The sequence below is a fragment of the Streptomyces sp. S3(2020) genome (genome assembly GCF_013044505.1).
In the GTDB taxonomy this organism is placed as follows: domain Bacteria; phylum Actinomycetota; class Actinomycetes; order Streptomycetales; family Streptomycetaceae; genus Streptomyces.
Genome location: NZ_JABERD010000034.1, coordinates 38,072 through 61,970 on the forward strand (window position 1 = coordinate 38,072; position 23,899 = coordinate 61,970).

22 protein-coding genes are annotated in these 23,899 nt (G+C 71.8%); 2 read left to right on the top strand and 20 right to left on the bottom strand.

The window, feature by feature from the left end:
* Positions 1-62: 62 nt before the first annotated feature.
* The 17 genes from HLK59_RS14090 to HLK59_RS14170 all read right to left on the bottom strand — a co-directional run bounded on the left by HLK59_RS14090 (position 63) and on the right by HLK59_RS14170 (position 18,965).
* On the bottom strand, positions 63-860 hold the full coding sequence (locus HLK59_RS14090; protein WP_171141741.1) for an ABC transporter ATP-binding protein: 798 nt from the start codon (positions 858-860) through the stop codon (positions 63-65).
* On the bottom strand, positions 857-1,831 hold the full coding sequence (locus HLK59_RS14095; protein WP_171141763.1) for an iron ABC transporter permease: 975 nt from the start codon (positions 1,829-1,831) through the stop codon (positions 857-859). The genes HLK59_RS14090 and HLK59_RS14095 overlap by 4 nt, the downstream gene beginning before the upstream one ends.
* 56 nt (positions 1,832-1,887) lie before the next feature.
* Positions 1,888-2,928, bottom strand: coding sequence for an ABC transporter substrate-binding protein (locus HLK59_RS14100; protein WP_171141742.1), 1,041 nt, complete (start codon positions 2,926-2,928; stop codon positions 1,888-1,890).
* A 94-nt stretch (positions 2,929-3,022) separates the two neighbouring features.
* Positions 3,023-7,282 (bottom strand): non-ribosomal peptide synthetase, encoded by a 4,260-nt coding sequence (locus tag HLK59_RS14105; RefSeq protein WP_171141743.1) that lies wholly within the window; start codon positions 7,280-7,282, stop codon positions 3,023-3,025.
* The gene (locus tag HLK59_RS14110; protein ID WP_171141744.1) at positions 7,279-7,524 is read right to left on the bottom strand and encodes a phosphopantetheine-binding protein; all 246 of its coding nucleotides are present in this window, start codon (positions 7,522-7,524) and stop codon (positions 7,279-7,281) included. Before HLK59_RS14110 ends, HLK59_RS14105 begins: the two co-directional genes overlap by 4 nt.
* A gap of 46 nt (positions 7,525-7,570) precedes the next feature.
* Positions 7,571-9,103, bottom strand: a complete 1,533-nt coding sequence (locus HLK59_RS14115; RefSeq protein WP_171141745.1) for a fatty acid--CoA ligase — start codon at positions 9,101-9,103, stop codon at positions 7,571-7,573.
* 18 nt (positions 9,104-9,121) lie between these two features.
* On the bottom strand, positions 9,122-9,619 hold the full coding sequence (locus tag HLK59_RS14120; RefSeq protein ID WP_171141746.1) for an FcoT family thioesterase: 498 nt from the start codon (positions 9,617-9,619) through the stop codon (positions 9,122-9,124).
* Positions 9,616-10,506, bottom strand: a complete 891-nt coding sequence (locus HLK59_RS14125; RefSeq protein ID WP_171141747.1) for a TauD/TfdA family dioxygenase — start codon at positions 10,504-10,506, stop codon at positions 9,616-9,618. The genes HLK59_RS14120 and HLK59_RS14125 overlap by 4 nt, the downstream gene beginning before the upstream one ends.
* Before the next feature lie 22 nt (positions 10,507-10,528).
* Positions 10,529-10,768 carry an acyl carrier protein gene (locus HLK59_RS14130; RefSeq protein WP_171141748.1) on the bottom strand — a complete coding sequence of 80 codons (240 nt, stop codon included), beginning with the start codon at positions 10,766-10,768 and terminating at the stop codon, positions 10,529-10,531.
* Positions 10,765-11,808 carry a beta-ketoacyl-ACP synthase III gene (locus tag HLK59_RS14135; RefSeq protein ID WP_171141749.1) on the bottom strand — a complete coding sequence of 348 codons (1,044 nt, stop codon included), beginning with the start codon at positions 11,806-11,808 and terminating at the stop codon, positions 10,765-10,767. The genes HLK59_RS14130 and HLK59_RS14135 overlap by 4 nt, the downstream gene beginning before the upstream one ends.
* Before the next feature lie 93 nt (positions 11,809-11,901).
* A complete protein-coding gene (locus HLK59_RS14140) occupies positions 11,902-13,266 on the bottom strand; it encodes an MFS transporter (RefSeq protein ID WP_171141750.1) in 1,365 nt (454 codons plus the stop codon).
* A 235-nt stretch (positions 13,267-13,501) separates the two neighbouring features.
* Complete coding sequence (locus tag HLK59_RS14145; protein ID WP_171141751.1) at positions 13,502-14,251, bottom strand: aspartyl/asparaginyl beta-hydroxylase domain-containing protein; 750 nt, start codon at positions 14,249-14,251, stop codon at positions 13,502-13,504.
* Between the two features lie 221 nt (positions 14,252-14,472).
* Positions 14,473-15,039 (bottom strand): sigma-70 family RNA polymerase sigma factor, encoded by a 567-nt coding sequence (locus HLK59_RS14150; protein WP_240982403.1) that lies wholly within the window; start codon positions 15,037-15,039, stop codon positions 14,473-14,475.
* A 201-nt stretch (positions 15,040-15,240) separates the two neighbouring features.
* Positions 15,241-15,891: a hypothetical protein gene (locus tag HLK59_RS14155; protein ID WP_171141753.1), complete on the bottom strand. Its 651-nt coding sequence runs from the start codon at positions 15,889-15,891 to the stop codon at positions 15,241-15,243.
* 73 nt (positions 15,892-15,964) lie between these two features.
* Positions 15,965-16,477: a copper chaperone PCu(A)C gene (locus HLK59_RS14160; protein WP_171141754.1), complete on the bottom strand. Its 513-nt coding sequence runs from the start codon at positions 16,475-16,477 to the stop codon at positions 15,965-15,967.
* On the bottom strand, positions 16,474-18,708 hold the full coding sequence (locus HLK59_RS14165) for a heavy metal translocating P-type ATPase (protein WP_171141755.1): 2,235 nt from the start codon (positions 18,706-18,708) through the stop codon (positions 16,474-16,476). The genes HLK59_RS14160 and HLK59_RS14165 overlap by 4 nt, the downstream gene beginning before the upstream one ends.
* On the bottom strand, positions 18,708-18,965 hold the full coding sequence (locus HLK59_RS14170; RefSeq protein WP_171141756.1) for a hypothetical protein: 258 nt from the start codon (positions 18,963-18,965) through the stop codon (positions 18,708-18,710). Before HLK59_RS14170 ends, HLK59_RS14165 begins: the two co-directional genes overlap by 1 nt.
* Before the next feature lie 96 nt (positions 18,966-19,061).
* On the opposite strand from HLK59_RS14170, the gene HLK59_RS51950 reads away from it, so the two are divergent.
* Complete coding sequence (locus HLK59_RS51950; RefSeq protein WP_277349479.1) at positions 19,062-19,187, top strand: hypothetical protein; 126 nt, start codon at positions 19,062-19,064, stop codon at positions 19,185-19,187.
* 15 nt (positions 19,188-19,202) lie between these two features.
* On the opposite strand, the gene HLK59_RS14175 is transcribed toward HLK59_RS51950, so the two are convergent.
* The 3 genes from HLK59_RS14175 to HLK59_RS14185 form a co-directional block, all read right to left on the bottom strand.
* Positions 19,203-19,391 carry a hypothetical protein gene (locus tag HLK59_RS14175; RefSeq protein ID WP_171141757.1) on the bottom strand — a complete coding sequence of 63 codons (189 nt, stop codon included), beginning with the start codon at positions 19,389-19,391 and terminating at the stop codon, positions 19,203-19,205.
* Positions 19,392-19,475: 84 nt separating this feature from the next.
* Entirely contained in the window at positions 19,476-21,572 is a 2,097-nt protein-coding gene (locus HLK59_RS14180; protein ID WP_171141758.1) for an MMPL family transporter, read from the bottom strand.
* A gap of 114 nt (positions 21,573-21,686) precedes the next feature.
* The gene (locus HLK59_RS14185; RefSeq protein ID WP_346779728.1) at positions 21,687-22,193 is read right to left on the bottom strand and encodes a MarR family transcriptional regulator; all 507 of its coding nucleotides are present in this window, start codon (positions 22,191-22,193) and stop codon (positions 21,687-21,689) included.
* Between the two features lie 105 nt (positions 22,194-22,298).
* Between HLK59_RS14185 and HLK59_RS14190 the strand changes: the two genes are divergently transcribed.
* Positions 22,299-23,828, top strand: a complete 1,530-nt coding sequence (locus HLK59_RS14190) for an SDR family oxidoreductase (RefSeq protein WP_171141759.1) — start codon at positions 22,299-22,301, stop codon at positions 23,826-23,828.
* Positions 23,829-23,899: the final 71 nt, after the last annotated feature.

Below are 23,899 nucleotides of genomic sequence, written 5' to 3' on the forward strand. Positions count from 1 at the left end.
TTAGTTATTGCATATTAGTTGCAATAGAGGGTGCGGCTGTCATCCGCGGGGTGGGAAGACGATCACGACCGCCGTGCGGTGTGCTCCTCGTGGGCGAGGGGCTGCGCGGCGTAGGTGATGCGCACGACGCCGTCCGCGTGGCGTTCCGTGCTCCCCCGGACGCCGAAGACGTCCCGCAGGAGGTCCGGGGTCAGGACGTCCAGGACGGGTCCCGCCGCCACCACCGCGCCCTCGTGGAGGACGACCAGGTGGTCGCAGAGCCGGGCGGACAGGTCGAGGTCGTGCAGGACCGCCAGGGTCGTGATGCCGGTGCTGCGGATCAGGTCCAGGAGCTCGAAGCGGGCGCGGATGTCGAGGTGGTTGGTGAGTTCGTCCAGGACCAGCAGCCGGGGTCGCTGGGCGAGTGCGCGGGCCAGCAGGACGCGTTGGCGTTCGCCGCCGGAGAGGGTGGCGTAGTCGCGGTCCGCGAAGGGGGCGACGCCGCAGCGCGCGACCGCCTCGGCCACCGCCTCGCGGTCCTCGGTGCCGTCCCGGCCCAGCAGACCGTGGTGGGGCGTGCGGCCGAGGGCGACGATCTCGGTGACGCTCAGCCCGGTCGTGGTGCCGGCGTCCTGGAGGACGGCCGCCGTGCGGCGGGCGGCGGTGCGCGCGGACAGCTCCCATACGTCGTCGCCGCCCACCCGGACCACTCCGCCGGCCGGCCGCAGTGAGCGGTAGACGGTGCGCAGCAGGGTGGACTTGCCGCTGCCGTTGGGGCCCACGAGTCCGACGACGTCCCCTTTGGCCGCCTCCAGGTCCACCGCGTGGAGGATCGGTTTGCGGTCCAGGGTGATGTGGAGCTGGTCCACGGTCAGTTTCATACAGCGTCCAGACCCTTGTTACGGCGCAGCAGCCACAGGAAGAAGGGGGCGCCGAGCATGGCCGTGAGGATGCCCAGCGGCAGTTCGTTGGGGCGGGTGAGGGTGCGGGAGAGCAGGTCCACGAGGACCAGGTAGTTGGCGCCCACGAGTGCCGTCAGCGGCAGCAGGCGCCGGTGGTCGGCGCCCGCGGTCATCCGGACCAGGTGGGGGATCATCAGGCCGACGAAGCCGATGCCGCCCGCGACGGCGATGACGGTGCCGGTGAGCAGCGCGCTGATCACCAGGAGGGCGGCGCGCAGTCGGTTGACGTCGACGCCGAGCGCGGTCGCGGACTCGTCGCCGGCCAGCAGGGCGTTGAGCCTGCGCCCGAACAGGGTCAGCAGGACCGTGCTGGTGAGGACCACCACCGTGACGGTGGGCAGTTGGCTCCACTGGGCGCCGGCGACGCTGCCCAGCATCCAGAACATCACGGTCCGCAGCTCGGTCGGGGTCGCCAGCAGCTGGACGAAGCTGGTGGCCGACAGCAGCACGTACCCGACCGCGACCCCGGCCAGCACGAGACGGGTCGGTGCCAGCCGCCCCCGCCGCTGCCCCAGCGCGAAGACCAGTGCCCCGGCCGCCAGGGCGCCGACGAAGGCCGCTCCCGAGACACCGAGTCCGCCCAGTCCGGCGAGGGCGACACCGCCGAGGGTGATGACCAGCACGGCGCCCAGGGAGGCGCCGTAGGAGAAGCCGAGGACGATCGGGTCGGCGAGCGGGTTGGCGACCAGGGTCTGCAACACCGCCCCGGCCACGGCCAGTCCCGCGCCGACCAGGGCCGCCAGCGCGACGCGGGGAGCCCGGAAGGTCCACACGATCTGGTCGAGGGCGGGGTCGCCGGTGGCTCCGCGGCCGGTGAGGTGGTGCAGGAGGATCCGCCACACCTCACCCACCGGGACGTTCACCGCGCCGATGCTCACCGCCACCACCATGACGGCGACCAGGACGACGAGGAGCCCGAGGACCCCCAGGGGCAACCGCAGACGGCTCAGAACCTGTCGGGGTGCAGCGCCTTCGCGATCTTCTCCACGGCCAGGTCGTTGCTCGGGCCGAGGTACATCGAGTCCGACAGAGCCACGTACGTGTTGTTCTTCGCGGCCGGCCACTGGGGGAACTCCTTCAGCAGTTTCCTGGCGTAGGCCGCCGGGTTCGGGTCGTTGTAGCCGATGACGACGAGCGCGTCGACGTCGGTGGCGGCCACCTTCTCCTTGCTGAGGTCGGCGAAGGAGGTCTCGGAGGCGTTCTCGAAGGCGTTGGAGCCGCCCGCCTTGGCGAGGATGTCGTTGTAGATGCCCTTGGCGACGACCGAGCTGAAGTCGTTGCCGCCCATGGCCATGTTGGAGAACAGGACCATGACCTTGGGCTGCTTCTCGCCCTCGACCTTGGCGGAGACCTCGTCGATGTGCTTCTCGGAGGCGGCGACGATCTTCTCGGCCCGGGCGCTCCTGCCGAAGACCTTGCCCATGTCGCGCAGCAAGGTGTAGCTGTCGGCGATGGTCATCTTGGACGTGTCCTGGTCGCAACCCTGCGGCGAGACATAGGTGTTGGCGCCCACCTGCTTCAGCTGCTCACGGGTGGCGAAGCCGTTCTTCTCGTCGAAGCCGTACGACGTCGTCGACAGCACCAGGTCCGGGCGGAGCCCGATCATCGCCTCGCGCGGGATGTCGTAGGCGTCGTTGAGCTTGACGTCACCGGTGGGCAGCTTCTTGATGGCGTCGGCGCGGCCCGCGACCTCGGACATCCCGTAGGTCTGCTGGTTGGCGACGATGCGGTCACCGACGCCGAGGGCGAGCAGGGTGGAGACCTCGGCGACCGAGGCGCCGTTCATGACGACGACACGGCCGGGTTCCCCGGTGAACTTCTGGGCGGCTCCGCAGTTCTGGAGGGTCACCGGGTAGCCGGAGTCCGCGGCGGCCGCGGACGCCTTGCCGGTGCCGCCGTCCGCGGTGTCCGTCGCGGAGCCGCAGGCCGCGGTGACCAGACAGAGGATGCCGGCCAGGGCGATGGCGGCGGGCCGTTTCTTCGGCATGCGGGCTCCTTGGTGCGGGTGCGGGTGCGCGTGACGCGGGGGGTCTGTTGCAGTAGTCGGGAGGTCGGGCCGGTGAGTTCCCGGTAATTCCCCACTAGTTCACGGGAGTTGCGAGAGGGTTCCGTCTCCCGGCCGGAGCGGGCAGTGCTCCGGTGGTGACGCAGTGGTCGAGGTACCGGAAGACGAGGTCCCGGTCGGTCTCAGGACAGGCGATCCCGCTGCCGCGCAGGCCCACGGCGACGTTCTCGGCACGGACGTGTCCCAGACGGAGGTCGGGTCCGTTCGCACCGTCGGCGGCGGCGTCGAAGAAGGCGAGCATGCTCCGCGCGGTGTCGGAGGAGCGCGGCAACTCCGCACGCCAGCGCGCCAACGGCAGCCGCCGCAGCGCGTAGCCGTACTCCCCCAGCCAGTCGTAGACATCCCCCAGGCGCACCGGGGCGGTGGCCGCGTGGTGGAAGACGGTGGCTCCCGGCGGGCGTCGTCCCAGGCAGAGGTGGACGAGAGCCCGGGCGACATGGTCGGCCGGGGTCCAGGTCTCCTCCTCGAACAGGTCGGGGACGATGCCGGCGGGGATCCCCGCGCGCAGCACGCTCCACAGGAAGTCCCGCTCGTTCACGTACCCGGTGGCGGCGGGGCCGACGACGCGGCCGAGCCGGTGCACGGTGACCGGCATCCCCCGCTCGGCGGCCTGCTCCAGCAGACGTTCGGCGGCCCACTTGGACTGCTGGTAGCCGTGGCGCAGTCCGGGATGGGGCGGGAGGAACGCCTCCGGAACCTCCGGACCGAGGACGAGCGGCGGGGCCACGGAGAGGGTCGACACGAAGTGCAGGGGCGTCGCGTGCACGGCCGCCATGCGCAGCAGGGTCCGGGTGGACTCGGTGTTGGCGGCGCGGAGGGTGGCGTACTCGCGCATGATGCTCACGGTCGCGCCGTTGTGGAGGATCGCTCCGCAGGTGCGGGCGAGTTCGTCGAACAGCGCCTCGTCCAGGCCGAGTCGGGGGCGGGCGAGGTCGGCGGGGACGGCCGTGACGCGGTCGCGTGCCGCGTCCGGGAGGTCGATCAGGTGGGTTTTCAACGCCTGTTCGAGGCGGGCCATGGCTTCGGCGGGGTGCGCGGCCCGGACGAGGCAGACGACCTCCGCGTCCGTGGCCTTGAGGAGTTCGGCCAGCAGGTGGACGCCGACGAACCCGGTGGCACCCGTGAGCAGGATCCTGCCCGGCGCGCCTGTCGTACGGGGGCTGTCGCCGGGGCGGATGTCCGGGTCGAGGACGGAGTCGGCGAGGAGAGTGGCCGGAAGGCCGGGGGGCGCCGGAAGACCTGGTGCGGCCGGGCAGTCCTGCTGTTGCAGGTGGCGGGCGAGTTCGGCGGGCGTCGGGTGCTGGAAGAGCCAGGCGACCTTCACGTCACGCCGCAGCCGTACGCCGAGACGGTTGGCGACCTGGATGGCCTGGAGCGACTGGGCGCCCAGGTCGAAGACGTCGTCCCGCGCGGAAACTGCCGGTACGCCGAGCACCTGTTGCCAGACGGCCGCGATCGTGCGCTCCAACTCACCGTCGGGCGCCGGGGGTTCGGCTCGGGGCGTGGGTGCGGCGAGCGCCTTCCTGTCGGTCTTCCCCGAGCCGGTCCGGGGCAGGTGGTCCAGGAACTCGACGGCCGACGGGATCATCGCGGCCGGCAGCCTTGCCCGCAGGTGGTCCCTGATCGAGGCCACGGCCGGGGCGGGCCCGTCGGGGACGAGGTACGCGGCCAGGCGGCGCGTCCCGTCCTCCAGCACCTGTCCTACGACGGCGGCGTCGGCGATTCCCGGATGGCTCAGCAGGGCGCTCTCGACCTCGGCCGGGTGCACACGGTGCCCGCTGATCTTGAACTCGGTGTCCGAGCGGCCCAGGTAGCGCAGTTGCCCGTCGTCGCCGATGCGTACGAGGTCGCCGGTGCGGTAGGCGCGGGGGGCACCGGGGAGCGCGTCGAGGGCGGCGAAGCGCTCCACGTCCGGGAGCCGGTGTCCCCGGTAGCCGGCGGCCAGGTGGTCGCCGATGAGATGGAGTTCGCCGTCGACGACCGCGGCACGGGTGCCCGGAAGCGGGAGTCCGATGGGGACGTCTCCCGGGGCGAGGGCGGGGTCGTGGAGGTCGGCGACGGTCGCGACCACGGTGGCCTCGGTCGGACCGTAGGTGTTCAGCAGCCGGACCGAGGTGCCGACAGCCTCGCGCCAGCGGTCGACGCGCTCGGGGAGGGCGGCCTCGCCGCCGATGACCACCGTGCGTACGGAGGCGGGCAGTGCGGCGGCGCCGGTCGAGACGGCATAGGCGAGTTCGTGCCAGTAGGCCGTGGGGAGGTCCAGGAAGCTGATCCGCTGCCGCGCGCAGGCGTCCAGGAACCCGGGAACCGAGTCGGTCATGTCGTCGGTGCGCACGACGAGCGTGGCGCCCGCGCACAGGGTCAGGAAGATCTCCTCGATGCTGGTGTCGAAGTGCGGGGGCGCGAACTGAAGGACACGGTCGGTCTGTCGGAGGCCGTAGCGGTGCGTGGCGCCGGCCACGAAGTGGGCGAGGGCCCGGTGCTGGATCTCGACGCCCTTGGGGCGTCCGGTGGAGCCCGAGGTGTGCAGGACGTAGGCGAGGTCGTCGGGTGTCGGTGCGGTCGGGTCGGCGGTCCCGGCGTCATGGGTGCCGACGTCACGGGTGCCGACGTCGGTGGCCGTCAGGACGAGCGCGGGCCGGGTGTCCTCCAGCAGCTCCTGCCTGCGCGGCTCAGGCGCCGTCGGGTCCAGCGGGCAGTAGACGGCGCCCGCGAGCAGGACGCCGAGCGCCGCGGTGACGGCCTCGATGCCGCGGGGCAGGTCGACGGCCACCAGGTCACCGCGGCCGATCCCTCGGACGGCCAGCCGGCGGGCGAGATCGTGTGCCGCGCCGAGGAGCCGGGCGTAGGTGATGCCGCGTCCGTCGTGCTCGACCGCGACGGCTCCGCCGCGCCGGGCGGCGTGGTCGGCGATCAGGTCGAGCACCGGGCGGGCGGGGCCGGGCAGCGGTCCCCCGTCCAGGACCGGTACGGCCGCACGAGCGCGCAGGTCGCCGAGCGGCCGGTCGGGGGCCGCGACGGCTGCCCGGAGCAGGGCGAGAAGCCCTTCCTGGAGTGCGGCGACGTCGGCCTCGTCGTAGAGGTCGGGGTGGGCGTCCACGGCGATGCGCAGTCCGCCGCCCTCCGAACGGTCGTACACGTTGACGGACAGGTCGTCGACGGGGCCCGCGGAGACGTTGTGGACGGTGCTGCGGTGCCCGGCGAAGCGCAGGTCGTAGGCGAAGGGCATGATGTTGACGCCCGGTCCGGACAGCCTCCGTCGTCCGCCGACGAGTCCGAGATCGCGACGCAGCCGTTCGTAGCGGTAGCGCTGGTGCGGCAGGCCGGCGCGCAGTTCGGCCGAGACCCGGGCCGCGAGGTCGCGCAGGGTGTCCGAGGCGGTGACGGTGACACGCAGGGGCAGGATGTTGCGGACCATGCAGGGGACCCGCAGGGAGACGGAGCCGAGGCGGCCCATCGCCGGCAGGCTGAGCACGATCTCCGGTGCGCCGGTCAGGTGGTGCAGGTGGGCGGCGGTGACGGCCAGGAGTACCTCGGACCAGGTGACCTTGAGGTCGCGGGCGACGGCACGCAGGGCCGCTGTCTCGGCGGTGTCCAGGTCGGCCACCCGGCGGTGGAAGGTGCGCGCGGGCAGGGCGGTTCGCCCGGCGGGGGTCGCGACCCGCGGCCGGTCGGCGAACCGGTCGGCCCAGTAGGCGCGGTTCTCGGAGAGACGCGGGGACTCCCGGTAGGCGCGCTCCTCCGCCCGGACCGAGGCCAGGGTGCCGAAACCGTGCTCCGGCACCGGCTCCCCCTCGAACAGAGCCGTGTAGACCTGGGCGACACGGCGGGCGACCAGCGACAGTCCGAAGCCGTCGAGGGCGATGTGGTGCACGCGGTGGTACCAGAGGTGTTCCTCGGGTGCGACGCGCAGCAGGGCGTGGCCGAAGACGGGACCGCGGGTGAGGTCGACGGGTCGGGCCATGTCCTGGTCCATCCAGGCCAGGGCCGCCGCGTGCGGGTCGGGTTCGGCGGTGAGGTCCGCGGTGTGCAGCCGCCAGTCGCCGGCCGGGACGGGGGTCTCCCAGGGACGACCCTCGGCGTCCTCGGCGTACGTGACGTTCAGGGCCTCGGTCTCGGCCACCACCTGGTGCAGCGCGGCGTCGAAGGCGGCCGGGTCCACCGGCCCGTCGATGTGGACGTACTCGGCGGTGTTGTAGGCGGGGCTGTCCGGGTCGAGCCGCTGTCCGGTCCAGATACCCTCCTGGGCGGCCAGCAGCGGACGGCGCGCGCTCATGTGGCCGCCTCCTGCCGTGCGGAGAGCAGCTGCCACCACTGTGCGAAGGTGGCGCACTCGGCGAGTTCGACGAAGGTGACGTCCGCGCCCTTCTCCCGCCACTGTTCGATCAGGGTGACGATGCGCAGCGAGTCCAGCCCGGCGTCGAGGGGGTTGTCGTCGAGGTCGACTTCGTCGGGCGGCTGGTACAGGAACTCCGCCAGGTCCGCGCGGAATCCCTCCAGGGTGAGGGGAGCGGTCATGTCGTCATCTCTCCGGTGTGAGGTGTCGTCTCTGCGTTGCGGGTGGTCAGTTGACCTTGCGCGCGGAGTCGCTCCAGAAGCGGTCGCGCAGTTCGCGGCGGAGGATCTTGCCGCTGGGGTTGCGCGGGACGCTGTCGATGAACTCGTAGCGGGCGGGCAGCTTGAAGCCCGCGAGCCGTGGCACGAGGAAGGTGTGCAGGTCGCGGGGGCTGGGCCGCTGTCCGGGGTCCGGGACGACGAAGGCGTGCACGTACTCGCCCCAGCGTTCGTCGGGGGCGCCGACGACGACCGCTTCGGCGACGCCCGGGTGTGCTTCCAGTACGTTCTCGATCTCGGCCGGGTAGACGTTCTCGCCGGCGACGAGGATGGCGTCCTTGATGCGGTCCCGGATGAACAGGTAGCCGTCCTCGTCGACGTAGCCCGCGTCCCCGGTGTGGATCCAGCCGTCGACGAGGGTCTCGGCGGTCTTCTCGGGCAGTCCCCAGTACTCGACCATGTGGGCCGGTGTGGCCAGGCAGACCTCGCCGACCGTGCCGGGAGGCAGTGCGCGCCCTTCGTCGTCGATCACCTTGGTGCGGACACCGGGGTACGGGCGGCCCGCGGCCTGCATGAGCGGGCTGCCGGGGACATGGGCGGCCGGGGGCAGGCACACGGCGGTGTTGCCGGTCTCGGTGAGGCCGTAGATCTGGGCGAACTCGCAGTCGAGGACGGCGAGGCTCTCCTCCAGCAGGGCCTCGGAGATCGGGGAGCCGCCGTAGACCGTCTTGCGCAGGGTGGTGAAGTCCTCCGCGGTGACGCCGGGTTCGGTCAGCATCATGCGGAGCATGGCCGGGACGACGCAGGCGGTGGTGATGCCGAGGTCGCGGATGAGGTCGACGGCCCGGCGGGCGGCGAAGGCGCGCAGGGCGACGACGGTGGTGCCGGCGTTGAGGTTCTGGGTGGCCCACCACAGGCCGCCGATGTGGAATCCGGGGATGCCGATCAGGGCGATGTCGCCGGTCCGCCAGTCGATCCAGTCCAGTTCCTCGCGTGCCAGGGCGTCGCGGATCGCGAAGAAGCTGCGGTGGGCGAGGACGACGCCCTTGGGCAGTCCGGTGGTGCCGCTGGTGTAGAGCTGGGCGACGGGGGTGTCCGGGGTGGCGCTCTGAGGCAGCTCGGTCGCCGGGTGGGCTGCCTTCCAGTCGGCGTAGGACTCCCCGAGCGCCACGATCGTCTCCGGAGGCGCGGTCGGCATCTTGTCCACGACGGTCGCGAACTCGTCCTCCAGGAAGAGCAGTCGGGTACCGGAGTCCTGGAGGATGTGGCTGACCTCGGGTGCGGTGAGCCGCCAGTTGACGGGCACGAGGACGGTGCCGCTCTTGGCGCAGCCGAAGAGGATCTCGTAGTAGTGCTCGGACTCCTTGCCGAGGTAGGCGACCCGGTCGCCCGGGGTGAGTCCGGCGGCCTGGACGGCGTGGGCGACGCGGTTGCTCTCGCGGTGCAGGTCGCCGTAGCTCAGGGTGCGGCCCTCGCAGCGCACGGCCGGGTGGTCCGGTCGGTGCTCGGCGTGGTGGCGGGTGGTCTGGACGAGCGTCTTCATGGGCGAACCCTTCGGCGGTCAGGGGACGTTGACGAAGGCGAGGGTCGCCTCGCCGTCACAGCGGCCCGATACGGCGTCCCAGTAGCGGAAAGCGGTCTCGGCGTACAGGAACGGGCTGCCGCCGGCCGGGGCACGCCGGGTGACGGACCGGAACTCCAGCTCTCCGGAGAACGCCCGGGGATCGACCGGGCGCCGGAAGTTCGCCGCGAACCGGGCGATGAGGATGTCCGGGAGCTGGTGCGCGAAGAAGTCGTCGAGCGTCCAGTCCGCGAATCCCGCGCCCAGCCCGTCCCGTACGGATCTGGCGACGAGGTAATACATCATCTGGTTGAAGCAGATGTTCACCTCGACGGAATTCAGATGGCCGGTGTCGTCGATGTAGCAGGACTCGGGGATCTCGAACTCGCAGCGGGCGAAGGCCCGGCCGTCCGTTTCCGTCACGACGGCCGAACGCAGGTATTTGCAGTGGTCCTTGTACGGCGTCAGCACCCGTTCCAGCAGGACGTCGTCCGTCATGCCGCCCTGATCCCGTCGTGCAGTTTGCGTGCGTCGTGCACGGTGACGCGGTACGAGACGGTCGGCTCGGGGGTGGTGGTGTGCCGGGCCCGGTGGATGAGACTGCGGTTGTCCCAGACCAGCAGGTCGCCCTTCTCGAAGCTCTGGAGGTGGATGTTGTCGTGCTCGAAGGTCTCGTCGAGCTGTCCGGTGGCCTCGAACAACCTCTTGAGCAGTTCCTCGTCGAGCGGTCGGCCGTCCTGGTCCTCGATGGCGACGGTGAAGCCCTCGCTGAGGTAGAGGACCGTCTCGCCGGTCATGGGGTGGGTGAAGGTCGTCGGCTGGAGGACGGCCGGGGTCTTCCGCTCGACCTCGTCGATGATTTCGGAGAGCGGGCGGTAGACGTCGTGGGGCCGGATCTTGAAGTACTTGCGCACGGAATGCCGGCAGTACGTTCCGCCGATCTCCTTCTTGAGCTCCTCGGGCAGTCGCTCGTACGCCCGGCCCATGTCGATGAAGTACGTTCCGCGGTTCCTCGCCGGAACGACCTGGGGGTGGATCAGGGTGATACCGAAGGGGTCCGGCATGAACTGGTAGTCGGCGTGCCAGAATTTCCCGGTCTTCGGCACGCCTATCTGTTTGCCGTTCTCCGGCACGTTGGAGGAGACGAATATCTCCGGGACCTCCGGATGTTTGTACATCGGCTCGTAGTAGGTCTCCGGGCGTCCCAGCCTTGTGCCCAGTTCGAGGAACTCCTGGGGAGAGAGGTCCTGGCCCTTCAGTACGGCGATCTTCTTCGTGTAGACCGTGTTCAGCAGCGCGTCGATGTCGGCGTCCGAGGCGGTGGTGTGGTCGAAGTCCTCGACGGTGGCGCCGATGGTGTGTCCGGGGTGTTCCTCGATGTGCATGTCCGTGCTTCCTTCCGTGGGTTCAGAGGGCCGGTTGCCGGGAGTCGATGAGTCCGGCGATGTCGCCGAGGGTGAGGTCGGGCGCGAGTTCGTCGTCACCGACCACGACGCCGAGGTCGCGCTCGATGCGCATGCTGATCTCGACCGTCGTCAGCGAGTCGACGTCGAGTTCGCCGAGGGTCGCCCCGGGGCGGATCCGGTCGGCCGGGGCGTGGTGCAACTTCGTGAGGAGTGCGACGAGTTGCTCGTAGGTGGTCGTCATGAGGTGGTCCGTTCCTGTCGGGTGAGCATGGGCCAGGTCAGGAGGCAGGAGCCCCAGGTGAGGCCGCCTCCGAAGGCGGTGAGCAGCAACCGGTCGCCGGGCTGGACGACTTGGCGGGCGGCGGCGTCCGCCAGGGCGAGCGGTATCGAGGCGGCACCGGTGTTGCCGACGGACTCGAGGTGGGTCGCACAGCGTTCGCGGGGCAGTCCGAGGTCGTCCGCCACCGAGTGCAGGATCCGCAGGTTGGCCTGGTGCGGTACGAAGTGGTCGACGTCGTCGATCTTCCAGCCGGCCCGGGACAGCGCCGTACGTGCCGACTCGGCCATCCGCGTCACCGCGTGGCGGTAGACCTCCTTGCCCCGCATGGCGAAGTGCCGGTCCTCGCGGCTGGGTTCGCCCGGCAGGGAGCGCTGCCGGGAGCCGCCGGCCGCGACCGTGATCAGGTCCTCGTGGGCGCCGTCGCTGCCGAGGTCGAAGTGGCCGAACGCGCCGAACTCGCCGGGGTGGCCGGCGCGCAGGACGACTGCTCCGGCACCGTCGCCGAAGATGATCGCGTTGGCCCGGTCCAGTGGGTCCACGATCGTCGAATAGGTGTCCGCGCCGATGAGCAGGACCCGTTCGGCCACACCGGAGGCGATCAGACCTGCGCAGGACGCGAGGCCGTAGACGAATCCGGTGCACACGGCGCTGATGTCGAAGGCGGCGGCCCCGGTCAGACCGAGACGTGCGGCGACCGCGGGCGCGGTGGCGGGACAGATGTGGTCGGGGGTCGTCGTGGCGACGACGACCGCGTCGACGCTGTCGGCGCCGGCTGCGGCGAGGGCCCGGCGGCCCGCTTCCACGGCGAGGTCGGAGGTCGCCTGTCCGGGGTCGACGACGTGCCGGCCGCCGATCCCGGTGCGGGTACGGATCCAGGTGTCGTCGGTGTCGAGCCGCCGGGCGAGGTGTTCGTTGGTGACCACGCGGGACGGCACCCAGCCGGCCAGCCCGCACAGGACGGCGGCCCGAGGGGCAGGGGTACCGGCGGCGGTGGGAAGCATGCGGACTCTCCTGGCATGGCGGAGGGCGGGCGGGCAGCCCGGACAGCGGAAGGCGGGGCCGAAGAAGGGGGAGAAGGCGGGAGAAGGGGAGTTCTAGGGGCTGGTGGTCCTGACGGTTCCGCGTCGGCACAGCAGCGCCAGCGCTCCGCAGCCGATGCCGCCGGCTATCGCGAAGACGGCGGTGCGCAGACCGTCCAGGAGCCCGGGTCCTGACGCGCTCTGTCCGACGCCGCCGGCGACCGCGACCAGTACGGCGAGGCCCACCGCGCCACCGACCTGAAGGGTGGTCGACGCCATTCCCGAGGCGATGCCCTGGTCACCGGGGGCGACCCCGGCGGACGCGGCGATCCACATCCCGGTCCACGCCGCCCCCTGCCCGAGACCCAACAGCACGATGCCGGGCAGGAGTCCGGGGTACGAGCCGTCCGAGGTGAGCGCCAGCGCGAGCGCCGTGGCGCCGGCGGCCCCCAGCGCCATGCCGCCCACCAGCATGCGGCGCACCCCGAAGGCGGCGACGGCCCGTTCACCGGCCTGGGTGCCGGCGGCCACCACGACGGCGGGCACCAGGAACGCGAGCCCGGTCGCGACGGCGCTGTAGCCGTGGACCGTCCGGAAGTACAGCGTCAGGAAATACGGCACCGAACTGAACGTGGCGCTGAACAGGGCGGTCACCCCCATCGCCGCGAGCAGGCCGCGGTGGGCGAACAGCCGGGTCGGTACGAGCGGATCGGGGGCCCGCCGCTCCACGACGGCGAAGAGGGCCAGCAGTCCCGCGGACAGCACCGCGCTCACGACGGCACCCGGAGTGTCCCAGCCTTCCGCGGGCGCGTGGACCAGCAGGAACACCAGGAGGGTCACCCCGCCCGTCGCGGTGAGCGCGCCCGCCGCGTCGAAGCGCCGGGAGCGGTCCCTCGGCCCGTCCGCGGGGAAGAGGAACAGGGCCGCCACCGCGAGGGCTCCGGCCACGGGGACGTTGACGAAGAACACCGACGGCCAGCCGAACGCCTCGACCAGGACGCCGCCGAGGAGGGACCCGAAGCAGAGCCCACCGGCTCCCGCCGCACCCCACACCGCCAGGGCCCGGTTCCGGGCGGGCCCTTCGGCGTAGAGCGTGTTGATCAGGGACAGGGTCGCCGGGAACAGCAGGGAGCCGCCGATGCCCTGGATCCCCCTGACGGCGACCAGGACGCCGGGGGTCTCGGAGACTCCGCCGACGAGGGAGGCCCCGGCGTACAGGAGTGCCCCGGCGACGAACATCCGGCGCCGGCCGAGCAGGTCCGCGGCCCGGCCGCCCAGCAGCAGGAAGCCTCCGGTGGCCACGACGTAGGCGCTCACCACCCATTGCAGGTCGTGGTCGGAGAATCCCAGCCCGGCACCGATGTCCGGCAGGGCCACGTACACGATGTTGTAGTCGAGCGAGATGACGAGTTGTCCCAGTGCGAGAACGAGCAGGGGCATCGACGAACACCTCCCTCGGGATCATGTGAACAGGAATTCCCGGGAAGGGAATTCCAGCGGACCATCATTTTCAGTGAGCGACCGTAGCAGCCGGGATCGGGCTTGTGAATGCCTGGTTTCTCGACGGGAGTCACCTTTTGACAGGGAATCAGGGCAGCCCGGGGAACCGGCAGTCGAAAACGGCCGGAGATGAGAAATCAGGGCTTTGGCCCGCCGAATTCTTATCCTCGGTTCATCACTCCCCCATCAACCGGCGGATCTCGGTGATCAGGGCGACCAGCGCCCGGCGCTCCGGAGGGGTGGTCTCCGGGTGCCAGAGGTCGATGAGCAGGCAGGTCCGCGGGCGATTGCCCAGGTTGCGGGCCTCGTGCTCGAAGGAGTAGTCGAAGAGCAGGCACTTCCCCTCTTCCCAGGAGCGCGTCCGTCCGGCGACCGTGAGGCTGCACCCGTCGGGTATGTCCACCGCGAGATGCAGGTTGATGCTGAAGTTCCACAGATCGCAGTGGGGTTCGATGACGGCGCCCGGCAGCAGGGTGGAGAAATGGCACTCCAGGAGAGGGCATATTTTCTCCGTGTCGACGGCCAGGTCTTTCACCAGCCGATAAGCGGTGGGAGCCGTGACGGCCGACTGTTCGACGAGACCCCCGCCGCGGAAGAGATAAAGGGCCTGCCAGTCCTCCTGGCGGGTCAGATAGTGCTCGTAGTCCGAGAAATCCTCCCGCCGCCGTTCCCAGGCGGAATTCAGCTCCTCCTTGATGGCCCCGTGACCGGCTTCGAGCCCATGGACGACGGGGGCCAGTTCGGCATAGGCGTAGGGGTCGTGCCAGGGAGTGGGCGAGAGGCCCGGCATGATCCATCTGGCCCGCTTCTGCAGCGGATGCCGTTCGCCTCCGCCCGGTTCCAGCATCCGCTCGACCCGAGTGATCGATTCCGCACCGCACTCGGCTCTGATCGCCGCGAACGCTGCCTCCACCTCGGGTGTCACGCGGCTCTCCCTTCGCCCGAAGTTCCGCGCCCCGACCGCAGAGGTCGGGCCGCGCTGTCGAACCAGTAGTCGGGCGAGGTGAGGTCGGAGTTCCCGGCCGTCCGGATGAATTGCCTGTGTGTCAGAGGATGTTGGGGGTCCGGAGTCGACTCGTACGCCTGGCGCGGGGCCGGCGAAGGTGTCGGTGTCCGCCGCTCGGCACCGACACCTCGCCGTCTCGTTCAGGCCGCCAGCAGTGCGGGCGCCTCCGCCTCGTCCAGCAGATCCGCCAAGGTGGCCCGGGCCCGGGCGACGCGGGAGCGGACCGTGCCGACGGGGCAGTCGCTGACCTCGGCCGCCTCCGCGTAGGGCAGGCCCACCAGCTGGGTGAGGAGGAACGCTTCACGGCGTTCGTCCGGCAGCGACTCCAGGAGGTCGAGCAGCGCGATGCCGTCGTCGAAGCCCGGGAGGTCCCGCGGCTGCGCGTTCTCGACGGCCAGCTGCCAGTCCGCCAGGTCGCAGAGGCGCGGCCGGGCGGAGGCGTACCGGTAGCTGTCGATCACCGCACGGCGGGCGATGGACAGCAGCCAGGCGCGGGCCGAGGAACGGCCCTCGAAGCGGTGCAGGCTGCCGAGCGCGCGCAGGAACGTGTCCTGGGCGAGGTCGTCGGCCGCCTGGGGGTCGCCGCAGAGGTGGGCGACATAGCGCGTCACGTCGAGGTGCAGTGCGCGTACGAAGTGCTCGACCGCGTCCGCGTCACCTCCGCGGGCGGCGAGCGCCCACGCGGTTATCGACTCGTCCATCGACATCGCCGCGTCGTGGTTCTCGCGCGCGGCCGACAGGGCAGAAGTGATCACTTGGTGTCCTTCTCGGTCATCCGTGATCCGGACCGGGGCGCTGGGAGCGCGGGCGGTCCGGTGCGTGGGGAGACGGCCGTACGGCATCCGCGAGGGCGCGTACGGCCGGGGCCCGAGACGTCTCAGGGACGGCCTCGGGGATACCGGCTGTCGTCAGGCGACAGCGGTCCCCACGGGCGGACCCCGGGAAGTGATCGCATGGACGAGGAGCAGCCGCGGCACCCGGTCCGAGGACGGCCGGTGCGCACGGACGCGCGGGCGCTCGGGGGTGACGGGCAGAGCGGCGAGCAGCAGCCGCAGGGGTGCGGCCAGCCATCCGGCCACGGCCCGCAGGATGCGGAACGCGGCCCTCTCGCCGTGGGCCAGCCACAGCCCGCAGAGCGCCGCGGCCAGCAGGTGGGCGGCGAACATGCCGAGGGACGACGAGCCGGTCATGGAGTGGCTCACGTGATCCGCGTGCCCCATATCCATGGAGTCCATGGAGTGCATGTGCATCGAGCCCATGTGCATGGCGCCCATGTCGTGCGCCGTCGCCCCTGTGTCCGCGGCCGCGGACTGGGCCAGCGAGAAGGCCGAGTGCAGTCCGGTCTGCGCGACGACGACCACGGCGACGATCAACGGCAAGCCGCGCTCACGCCCCGCGAGGCCCCATCCCACGCCGCCGGTCGCGACCGCCCCGGCGGCCAGCGTCCACACCGGGACGTCGCTGCCGGACATCAGGACGTGGCCCAAGGCGGCGAGCAGCACACAGACGGCCGCGAACACCGCGGCCCGTACCGTGCGAGAACACCACCCTGCAGTCATGGCGTCTCATCCTCGCATCCGGGCACGGGTCATCACTCGGGGGTACGGAAATCGCCCCTGTTTCACTCACACGTCACGAACTCGGCCGGACCACCACCGCGAGGGTCTCGACCGCTCCGGTGCGCTCGAAGTGCAGCGTGAACGGCACGAGATCGCCCGCCTTCCAGCGCGTGCCGGCGCTCAGGACGACGTCCAGTCCGTCCGGTGACATGGCCAGCACGCGGCCCGCGGGAACGGCAGCCGAAGCCACCTCGGTCCTGGTGGCGGCGGTGTCGCCGATCATGCGGTGCCGGCTGAGGACGATCTCTGCGTCCGTGGAGGAGGAGGTCACCTCGACCAGCCGGTCGTCCGCACCGCCCGTGTTGGTGAGGTCGAAGAACGCGGCGGTCTCCGTGCTGTCGCCGTACGGCAGGAAGACCCGCCCGTTCGTGACGGCGACCCGCGCCGGGCTGCCCGCGTTCCCGGCGCCGACCCAGGTGGTCAGCCCGCCGAGGGCGATACCGCACACGGCGACGGGCGCGAGCGCGGCGAGCAGGGTGTCGGTGAGCCGGCGCCGGGTGGGCCGCCACAGGGAGTCCTGGTTCATGGGGTGTGCCTCCTGCGGGCGGCCGTGGCCGTGGGCTGCCGACCGCGCAGCCGCAGGCTGTTGCCGACCACCAGCAGCGAGCTCAGCGACATCGCGGCGGCGGCGAGCATGGGGTTGAGCAGGCCGACCATGGCGAGCGGCACGGTGACGACGTTGTAGCCGAAGGCCCAGACGAGATTGGCGCGGATGGTGCCCAGGGTGCGCCGGGCCAGCCGTACGGCGTCCGCGAGGGCCTCGATGTCTCCGCGTACGAGCGTCACGTCGGCGGCCCCGATGGCCACGTCCGTGCCGCTGCCCATGGCGATCCCGAGGTCGGCGCCGGCCAGGGCCGCGGCGTCGTTGACGCCGTCCCCGACGACGGCGACCCGAAAGCCCTGCTCCTGAAGGTCCTTGACGAGAGCGGCCTTGTCCTCGGGCGTGCGGCGGGCGTGCACCTCGTCGATGCCCAGTTCCTGTGCGACGGACCGGGCGGGCGCCTCGCGGTCGCCGGTGGCGAGCACGGGTCGCAGGCCGAGACGCCTCAGCTGGTCGACGGCCCGGTAACTGCCCGGCCGTACGACGTCCCCGACCTCGATGAGCGCCTGGGTGACACCGTCCACGCGGACCACGACCGGCGTGTGCGCGGCGGCCGGCTCGGTGGGCAACTCGTCGTCCGGCGCCAGGACTTCGACCAGATGCCCCTCGACGCGACCGCGGACTCCCCTGCCCGGCAGGGCACGGAACTCACCGACCTCCGGCAGCTCCCCCACCGTCCGCCGCGCATACGCCGAGATCGCCCGCCCCAGCGGATGCTCGGAGCCCTGCTCGACCGCGCCCGCCAGGCGCAGCGCCTCGTCCTTGCCCAGCCCGTCCGGTACGGCGGTGACCCGGGCGACGCTCATGTGCCCGGAGGTGAGGGTGCCGGTCTTGTCGAGTACGACGACGTCGAGGTGCTGAAGCCCTTCCAGGGCCTGCGGACCGCTGACGAGGACGCCGAGTCGGGCCCCGCGCCCGGTGGCGGCCATCAGCGCGGTCGGCGTCGCCAGCCCCAGGGCGCACGGGCAGGCCACGACCAGCACGGCCACGCACGCGGTGATCGCGGCCTGTGGATCGGCCCCGGCACCGAGCCAGAACCCGAGCACGGTGACGGCCAGTGCGAGGACGACGGGTACGAAGACCCCGGCGACCGAGTCGGCCAGGCGCTGCACCCTCGCCTTCCCTGCCTGTGCCTCGGTCACCAGCCGGGTGATGCGCGCGAGCTGGGTGTCCGCGCCGACGGCGGTGGCCTGTACCAGCAGCAGCCCGCCGGCGTTGACGGCCCCGCCGACCACCGCCGAGCCCGGTCCGACCTCGACCGGTTCGCTCTCCCCGGTGACCAGGGACAGGTCCACGGCCGAACTGCCCTCCGTCACCCGCCCGTCGGTGGCCACGCGCTCGCCGGGCCGCACGACGAAGATCTGACCCGCCCTCAACTCCTCGATGGGAACCAGCCGTTCCACGCCCTCGTCCCGCACCGCGACGTCCTTGGCGGCGAGTTGAGCCAGCGATCGAAGCGCCGCCCCGGTTCCGCGCCTGGCGCGCGCCTCCAGAAAGCGTCCGGCGAGGACGAACAGCGGTACACCGACGGCCGCTTCGAGGTAGATGTGCGCGACGCCGTCCGAGGCCGAGGGCACGAGCGTGAACGGCATCCGCATGCCGGGGTCGCCGGCGCCCCCGAGGAAGAGCGCGTACGCCGACCAGGAGAAGGACGCCGCCACGCCCAGCGAGACCAGCGTGTCCATGGTGGCCGCCGAGTGCCGCAGCCCTCGTACCGCCCGCGTGTGGAACGGCCACGCGCCCCACACGGCGACCGGCGCGGTGAGCACGAAGCACAGCCACTGCCAGTTGCGGAACTGGAGTGCGGGCACCATCGACAGCACGAGGACGGGCAGCGAGAGCAGCGCGGTGATCAGCAGGCGGTCACGCTCCCGCTCGGTGCCGTCCGACTCCGCGTCGTCCTGCGCCTGCCGCTGCTTCGGCGGCGCGGGCAGAGCGGCCGTGTATCCGGCCTTCTCCACCGTGGCGACCAGTTCCCCGGCGCTGATCCGCGGCGGATGGCTCACCCTGGCCCGCCCGGTGGCCAGATTGACGGTCGCCGTGACCCCGTCCAGCTTGCCGAGCTTCTTCTCGACACGCTTCACACACGCGGCGCAGGTCATGCCTCCGACGGTGAGGTCGGTCGTCACGAGGGCGATCACGGGTTCGGTCGCCATCAGTGGCCTCCCCCGTGCATGTTCCCCATGTCGTCCGTGCCGCCCGTATCGCCCGTGCCGCCCGTGTCCTCCGCGCCCCCGGAGCTCGTGCCGGTGCCGTGCATGCCCGGCGCCACGGGTCCTGCGGCGGCACCGACGCCGTACGACACCGCGAACACCAGGGCCAGCAGCAGGAGGAAGCCGCAGAGCGCGGGCGGGGGCACCGGTTTCCGTAACACCGCGCCCGCGCCGGAGGGAGATTGCCGTGACTCGTCCACGTGTCAGGAGTCGGAGCGACCGAAAACCGAGTTCCGGGGCGACGGTGTGGCGTCCCTCACGTCCGACACGACTGCCTCCCGCCCGGGCCGGGGACGGTGCACACGTTCAGCCGGACGGGCAGCAGGAACGCCGCGCCCGAGACCCCGACCGGTGCGGTCGCCACCGCGATCGACAGTCCGGTGACCGGACGGCACGGCTCCGGCGGCGACCCGGTCTCGTAAACCATTACGCCGGGTTCAGTCGGCCTCCGCTGCCGGGACCACGACCAGGTAGGCGTCCGACTTCAGGTCCATGACGACCGTCGCCGGTTCGCCCTGCTCGCGTCGCTCGGCCGCGTACTCCTCCGCCGGCCACGATCCGCGCGGAGCTCCCGCGGGGAACCGCTCCAACACCTTCGCACCCATGGCGGAAGACACCTCCAGCATCGAGCTTCGACCCGGCACGACGAACCGGCGTCGTAGCTCTTCGCCTGCCCGCGACCGACGCGTCCATGCCCCACCGACGGCCGGTCACTCGGGAGCGGCCGGCGGGCTCCCTTCGGTCGCGGGGAACGCGCCGGACCCGGGCCACCACGCGACGGCCCCGAGATCGCGGGCCAGGGCCGGGACGAGCAGCGAGCGCACGACCAAGGTGTCGAGGAGCACCCCGAAGGCGACGATGAACGCGATCTGCGCGAGGAACGCCAGCGGGATCACCCCGAGCGCGGCGAACGTCGCCGCGAGCACCACGCCGGCCGAGGTGATCACGCCCCCGGTGCCGACCAGACCCCGCAACACCCCCTGGCGCACCCCGTGCCGCAGGGACTCCTCCCGCACCCGTGACATGAGGAAGATGTTGTAGTCGACGCCGAGGGCGACGAGGAACACGAAGCCGTACAGCGGCACGGACGGATCGGTACCGCCGAAGCCGAACACATGCGGGAAGACCAGGGACGAGACGCCCAGTGTGGCGAGGTAGTTGAGCGCCACGGTGGCCACCAGCAGGGCGGGCAGCAGCAGGGAGCGCAGCAGCACGGTCAGGATCAGGAAGATGATCACGAGGACCACGGGGACGATGAGCGTGCGGTCCCGTTCGGCCGTCCGCAGGGTGTCGTACTGCTGGGCCGTGTACCCGCCGACGAGAGCGTCCGCGCCGGGCACCGCGTGCAGGGCCGTGCGCAGCCGGGCCACGGTGTCCTTGGCGGCGTCGCTGTCGGCGGCGGACGCCAGCGTGACGTCGACCCGTACCCGCCCGTCGACGACCAGCGGGTCACCGCCGGGCCGCCCGGACTCCGTGACGCCCGCCGCCGCGGCGACGCCCTCGGTGGCGAGGGCCGTCCGGACGACGCGGTCGAGGCGGTCGGCGTCGGCGATGACGACGGTCGGGTTGCCGGAGCCGCCGGGGTAGTGCCGGGCGAGCGTCTGCTGTGCGGTCACGGAGGGCGCCCGGTCCACGAAGGTCTCGGCGAGCGGGACACCTCGGGAGTCGAGGGTGGGGGCGAAGGCGGCGCAGGCCAGCAGTCCCGCGAGGCTCACGGCCCACACCTTGCGGGGCGCGCGGTCGACCAGGGCGGCGACGCGCCGCCAGACACCGTGACCGGTGGTCGTGGGGCGCGGGGCGGCCGGCCAGTACGCGGAGCGGCCCAGCAGGACGAGCACCGCGGGCAGGAAGGTCAGCGAACTGAGCACGGCGCAGCCGATGCCGATCGCGCCGACCGGCCCGAGCGCGCGGTTGTTGGTGAGATCGCTGATCAGCAGGGCGAGCAGCCCGAGGGCGACGGTGGCGGCGCTGGCCACGATGGCGCCCCACGACTGCCGCAGCGCGGCCCGCGCGGCCGCGAACCGGTCGGTGCGCTCGGCCAGTTCCTCCCGGTAGCGCGCCGTCAGCAGCAGGGCGTAGTCGGTGGCGGCGCCGATGACCAGGATGGACAGGATGCCCTGGACCTGGCCGTCGACCCTGACGATGTCGTGGTCGGCGAGCACATAGACGATGGCGCAGGCGAGGCCGAGTGCGAAGACGGCCCCGAGGATGATCACCAGGGGCAGCAGCACGCTGCGGTAGACGAGCAGCAGGATGACCAGGACGGTGACCAGGGCGACGGCCAGGAGCAGTCCGTCGATGCCGGCGAAGGCCTCGGACAGGTCCGCCTGTGTCGCGGCCGGCCCGGCGAGCTGGACGGTGCTGCCGGGGACGCGCTCGGCGGTCGTACGGATGCGGTCGAGGGTGTCCTTCAGCCGGTCGCCTAGGTCGGGCCTGAGCTGGATGACGCCTTCCAGTGCCTCGCGGTCCTCGGAGACGAGCGCGGGCGACACGTCCCCGACCACGCCCGGCAGATCGCCGAGGGAGGCGAGCGCGCGTCCGGCCGCGGCCTGACGGTCCTGGATCCGGCCGCCCTTGTCGTCGGTCCAGAGGACGATCACCGGAAGCGACTCGTCCTGCCGGAAGTCCCGCTGGGCGGCGACGACCTCGGTCGATTCGGCGCTGCGCGGCAGGAAGGCGGCCTGGTCGTTGGTGGCGACCTCGCCGAGCCGCCCGGCATAGGGGCCCAGAACGCCGCCGATGCCGAGCCAGACGACGAGCAGAAGGAGCGGCACGAGGAATCGGCCTCGCCGCGGGGTGAGGGACATGGTTCTCCCGGTCGATGAACAGGTACCTCAACGAGGTATCTCAACAATAAACAATCTCAATCATTGAGCTTTCTCCGGGTAGGGGGTCCCTGGATGCGGCTGGGACGAAGTTCTTCAGGTCCCCGTGGACCTGAGTGTCGACATCTCCTCGTTCATCGCCGCGAGGAAGCGGGCCGCCACGGCGAGCTCCTCGTCGGTGAAGCGCGCGCGGGCCTGCTCGGCGGCCCTGGCGAGGGGACGGAAGTAGCCGCGGGCCGCGACCTTGGCGTCGGACGCGTAGTACAGGTGGACCACCCGCCGGTCGCTGCTCTCCCTGACGCGGCGGATGTGCCCGGCGCCCTCCAGCCGGTCCAGGCAGGCGGTGACGGCTCCGGAGGTCAGCCCGAGGTGGGTGCGCAGCCGCCCCGGCGTCATCGGTCCTTCGGCGTCCAGGATCGCCGCCAGCGCCTGCACATCGGTGGCGTGCAGCCCGTGCTCCCCGGCGAACCCGTGGACCAGACGGTTGATCTCACCGTTCATCCGCCGCAACTGCACGGCGAGCGATTGAAGATCGGTCCCCGGAGGATCCGCGGGAGGTCCGGCCGTCGTCGTGCGCTGGTCCGGGTCGTCTGCTGTGGCCACACGAGCAGCCTATAGACGAGCGGCCCGGAGAAACGACCGCATCCGTCACGGCTCCGCCGGTGGAAGTGATCACAGGGGGATGTCGACACGGAGGACCGAGGACTGATGAACGCCGAGGACCCCGGACCCGGGCTGCGCTGCCTGGTGACCGGCGCTACGGGATACATCGGAGGCCGGCTCGCCCCCGAACTGCTGGCCGAGGGGCATCGGGTGCGCTGTCTGGCCCGGTCCCCCGGCAAGCTGCGCGACCATCCCTGGGCGGGTGAGGCGGAGGTGGTGCGCGGGGACGTCCTGGACGCGGCAGCGGTCGCCGAGGCCATGCGCGGGATCGACGTCGCCTACTACCTGGTCCACGCGCTCGGCACGGGCGACACCTTCGAGGAGACCGACCGGCGGGCGGCCCGGATCTTCGGCGAGCGGGCCCGCGCCGCGGGCGTACGGCGGATCGTCTACCTGGGCGGTCTCACCCCCGAGGGCGTGCCGGAGCGGGAGCTGTCGCCGCATCTGCGCTCACGGGCCGAGGTGGGCCGCATCCTGCTGGCCTCCGGCGTGCCCACCACCGTGCTGCGGGCGGCGGTCGTCATCGGTTCGGGCTCGGCGTCCTTCGAGATGCTGCGCTATCTCACCGAGCGGCTGCCGGTGATGGTGACCCCGAGCTGGGTGCACACCCGGATCCAGCCCGTGGCGGTGCGGGACGTGCTGCGCGCTCTCGTCGGCAGCGCCCGTATGCCGGCCGAGGTCAGCCGCGCCTTCGACATCGGCGGGCCGGACGTCCTCACCTACCGGGAGATGATGACCGGGTACGCGGCCGTCGCGGAGCTTCCCCGGCGGATCATCCTCCCGGTGCCCGTGCTCACGCCCGGTCTGTCCAGTCACTGGGTCGGACTGGTGACGCCCGTACCGGCCGCCATCGCGCGACCGCTCGCCGAGTCCCTGCGGCACGAGGTCGTCTGCCACGAGCACGACATCTCCCGGTACGTGCCCGATCCGCCCGGTCATCCCATCGGCTTCGACGAGGCGGTACGGCTGGCCCTGCAGCGGGTCCGCGACGCCCAGGTGACGACACGCTGGTCCTCGGCGTCGGTCCCCGGTGCGCCCAGCGACCCGCTGCCCACCGACCCCGACTGGGCCGGCGGCAGCCTGTACACGGATGTGCGGGAGCTGCCCGTGGACGCCTCGCGCCCGGACCTGTGGCGGGTCATCGAGGGGATCGGCGGGGACAACGGCTGGTACTCCTTCCCGCTGGCCTGGGCCGTGCGCGGCCGCCTGGACCGGCTGGTGGGCGGCGTCGGTCTGCGCCGGGGGCGCCGTGACGCGGCAAGGCTGCGGGTCGGCGACTCCCTGGACTTCTGGCGGGTGGAGGAGATCGAGCCGGGGCGGCTGCTGCGGCTGCGGGCCGAGATGCGACTGCCCGGCCTCGCCTGGCTGGAGATGTCCGCGGAGAGCGACGACGACGGGCGCACCCGCTACCGCCAGCGGGCCCTGTTCCATCCGCACGGCCTGCTCGGCCACGCGTACTGGTGGAGTGTCTCGCCCTTCCACGCCGTGGTGTTCGGCGGGATGGCCCGCAACATCGCACGGACCGCGGCCCGCACCCAGGCCGCTCGGAAGGCCAGCAGGGCCATCTGCAGATAGACGAAGTCGCCCATCCCCAGATCCCGGGCGGCGAAGAGCCCGCGCGCGACGCCCAGCAACTCCTCGATCTC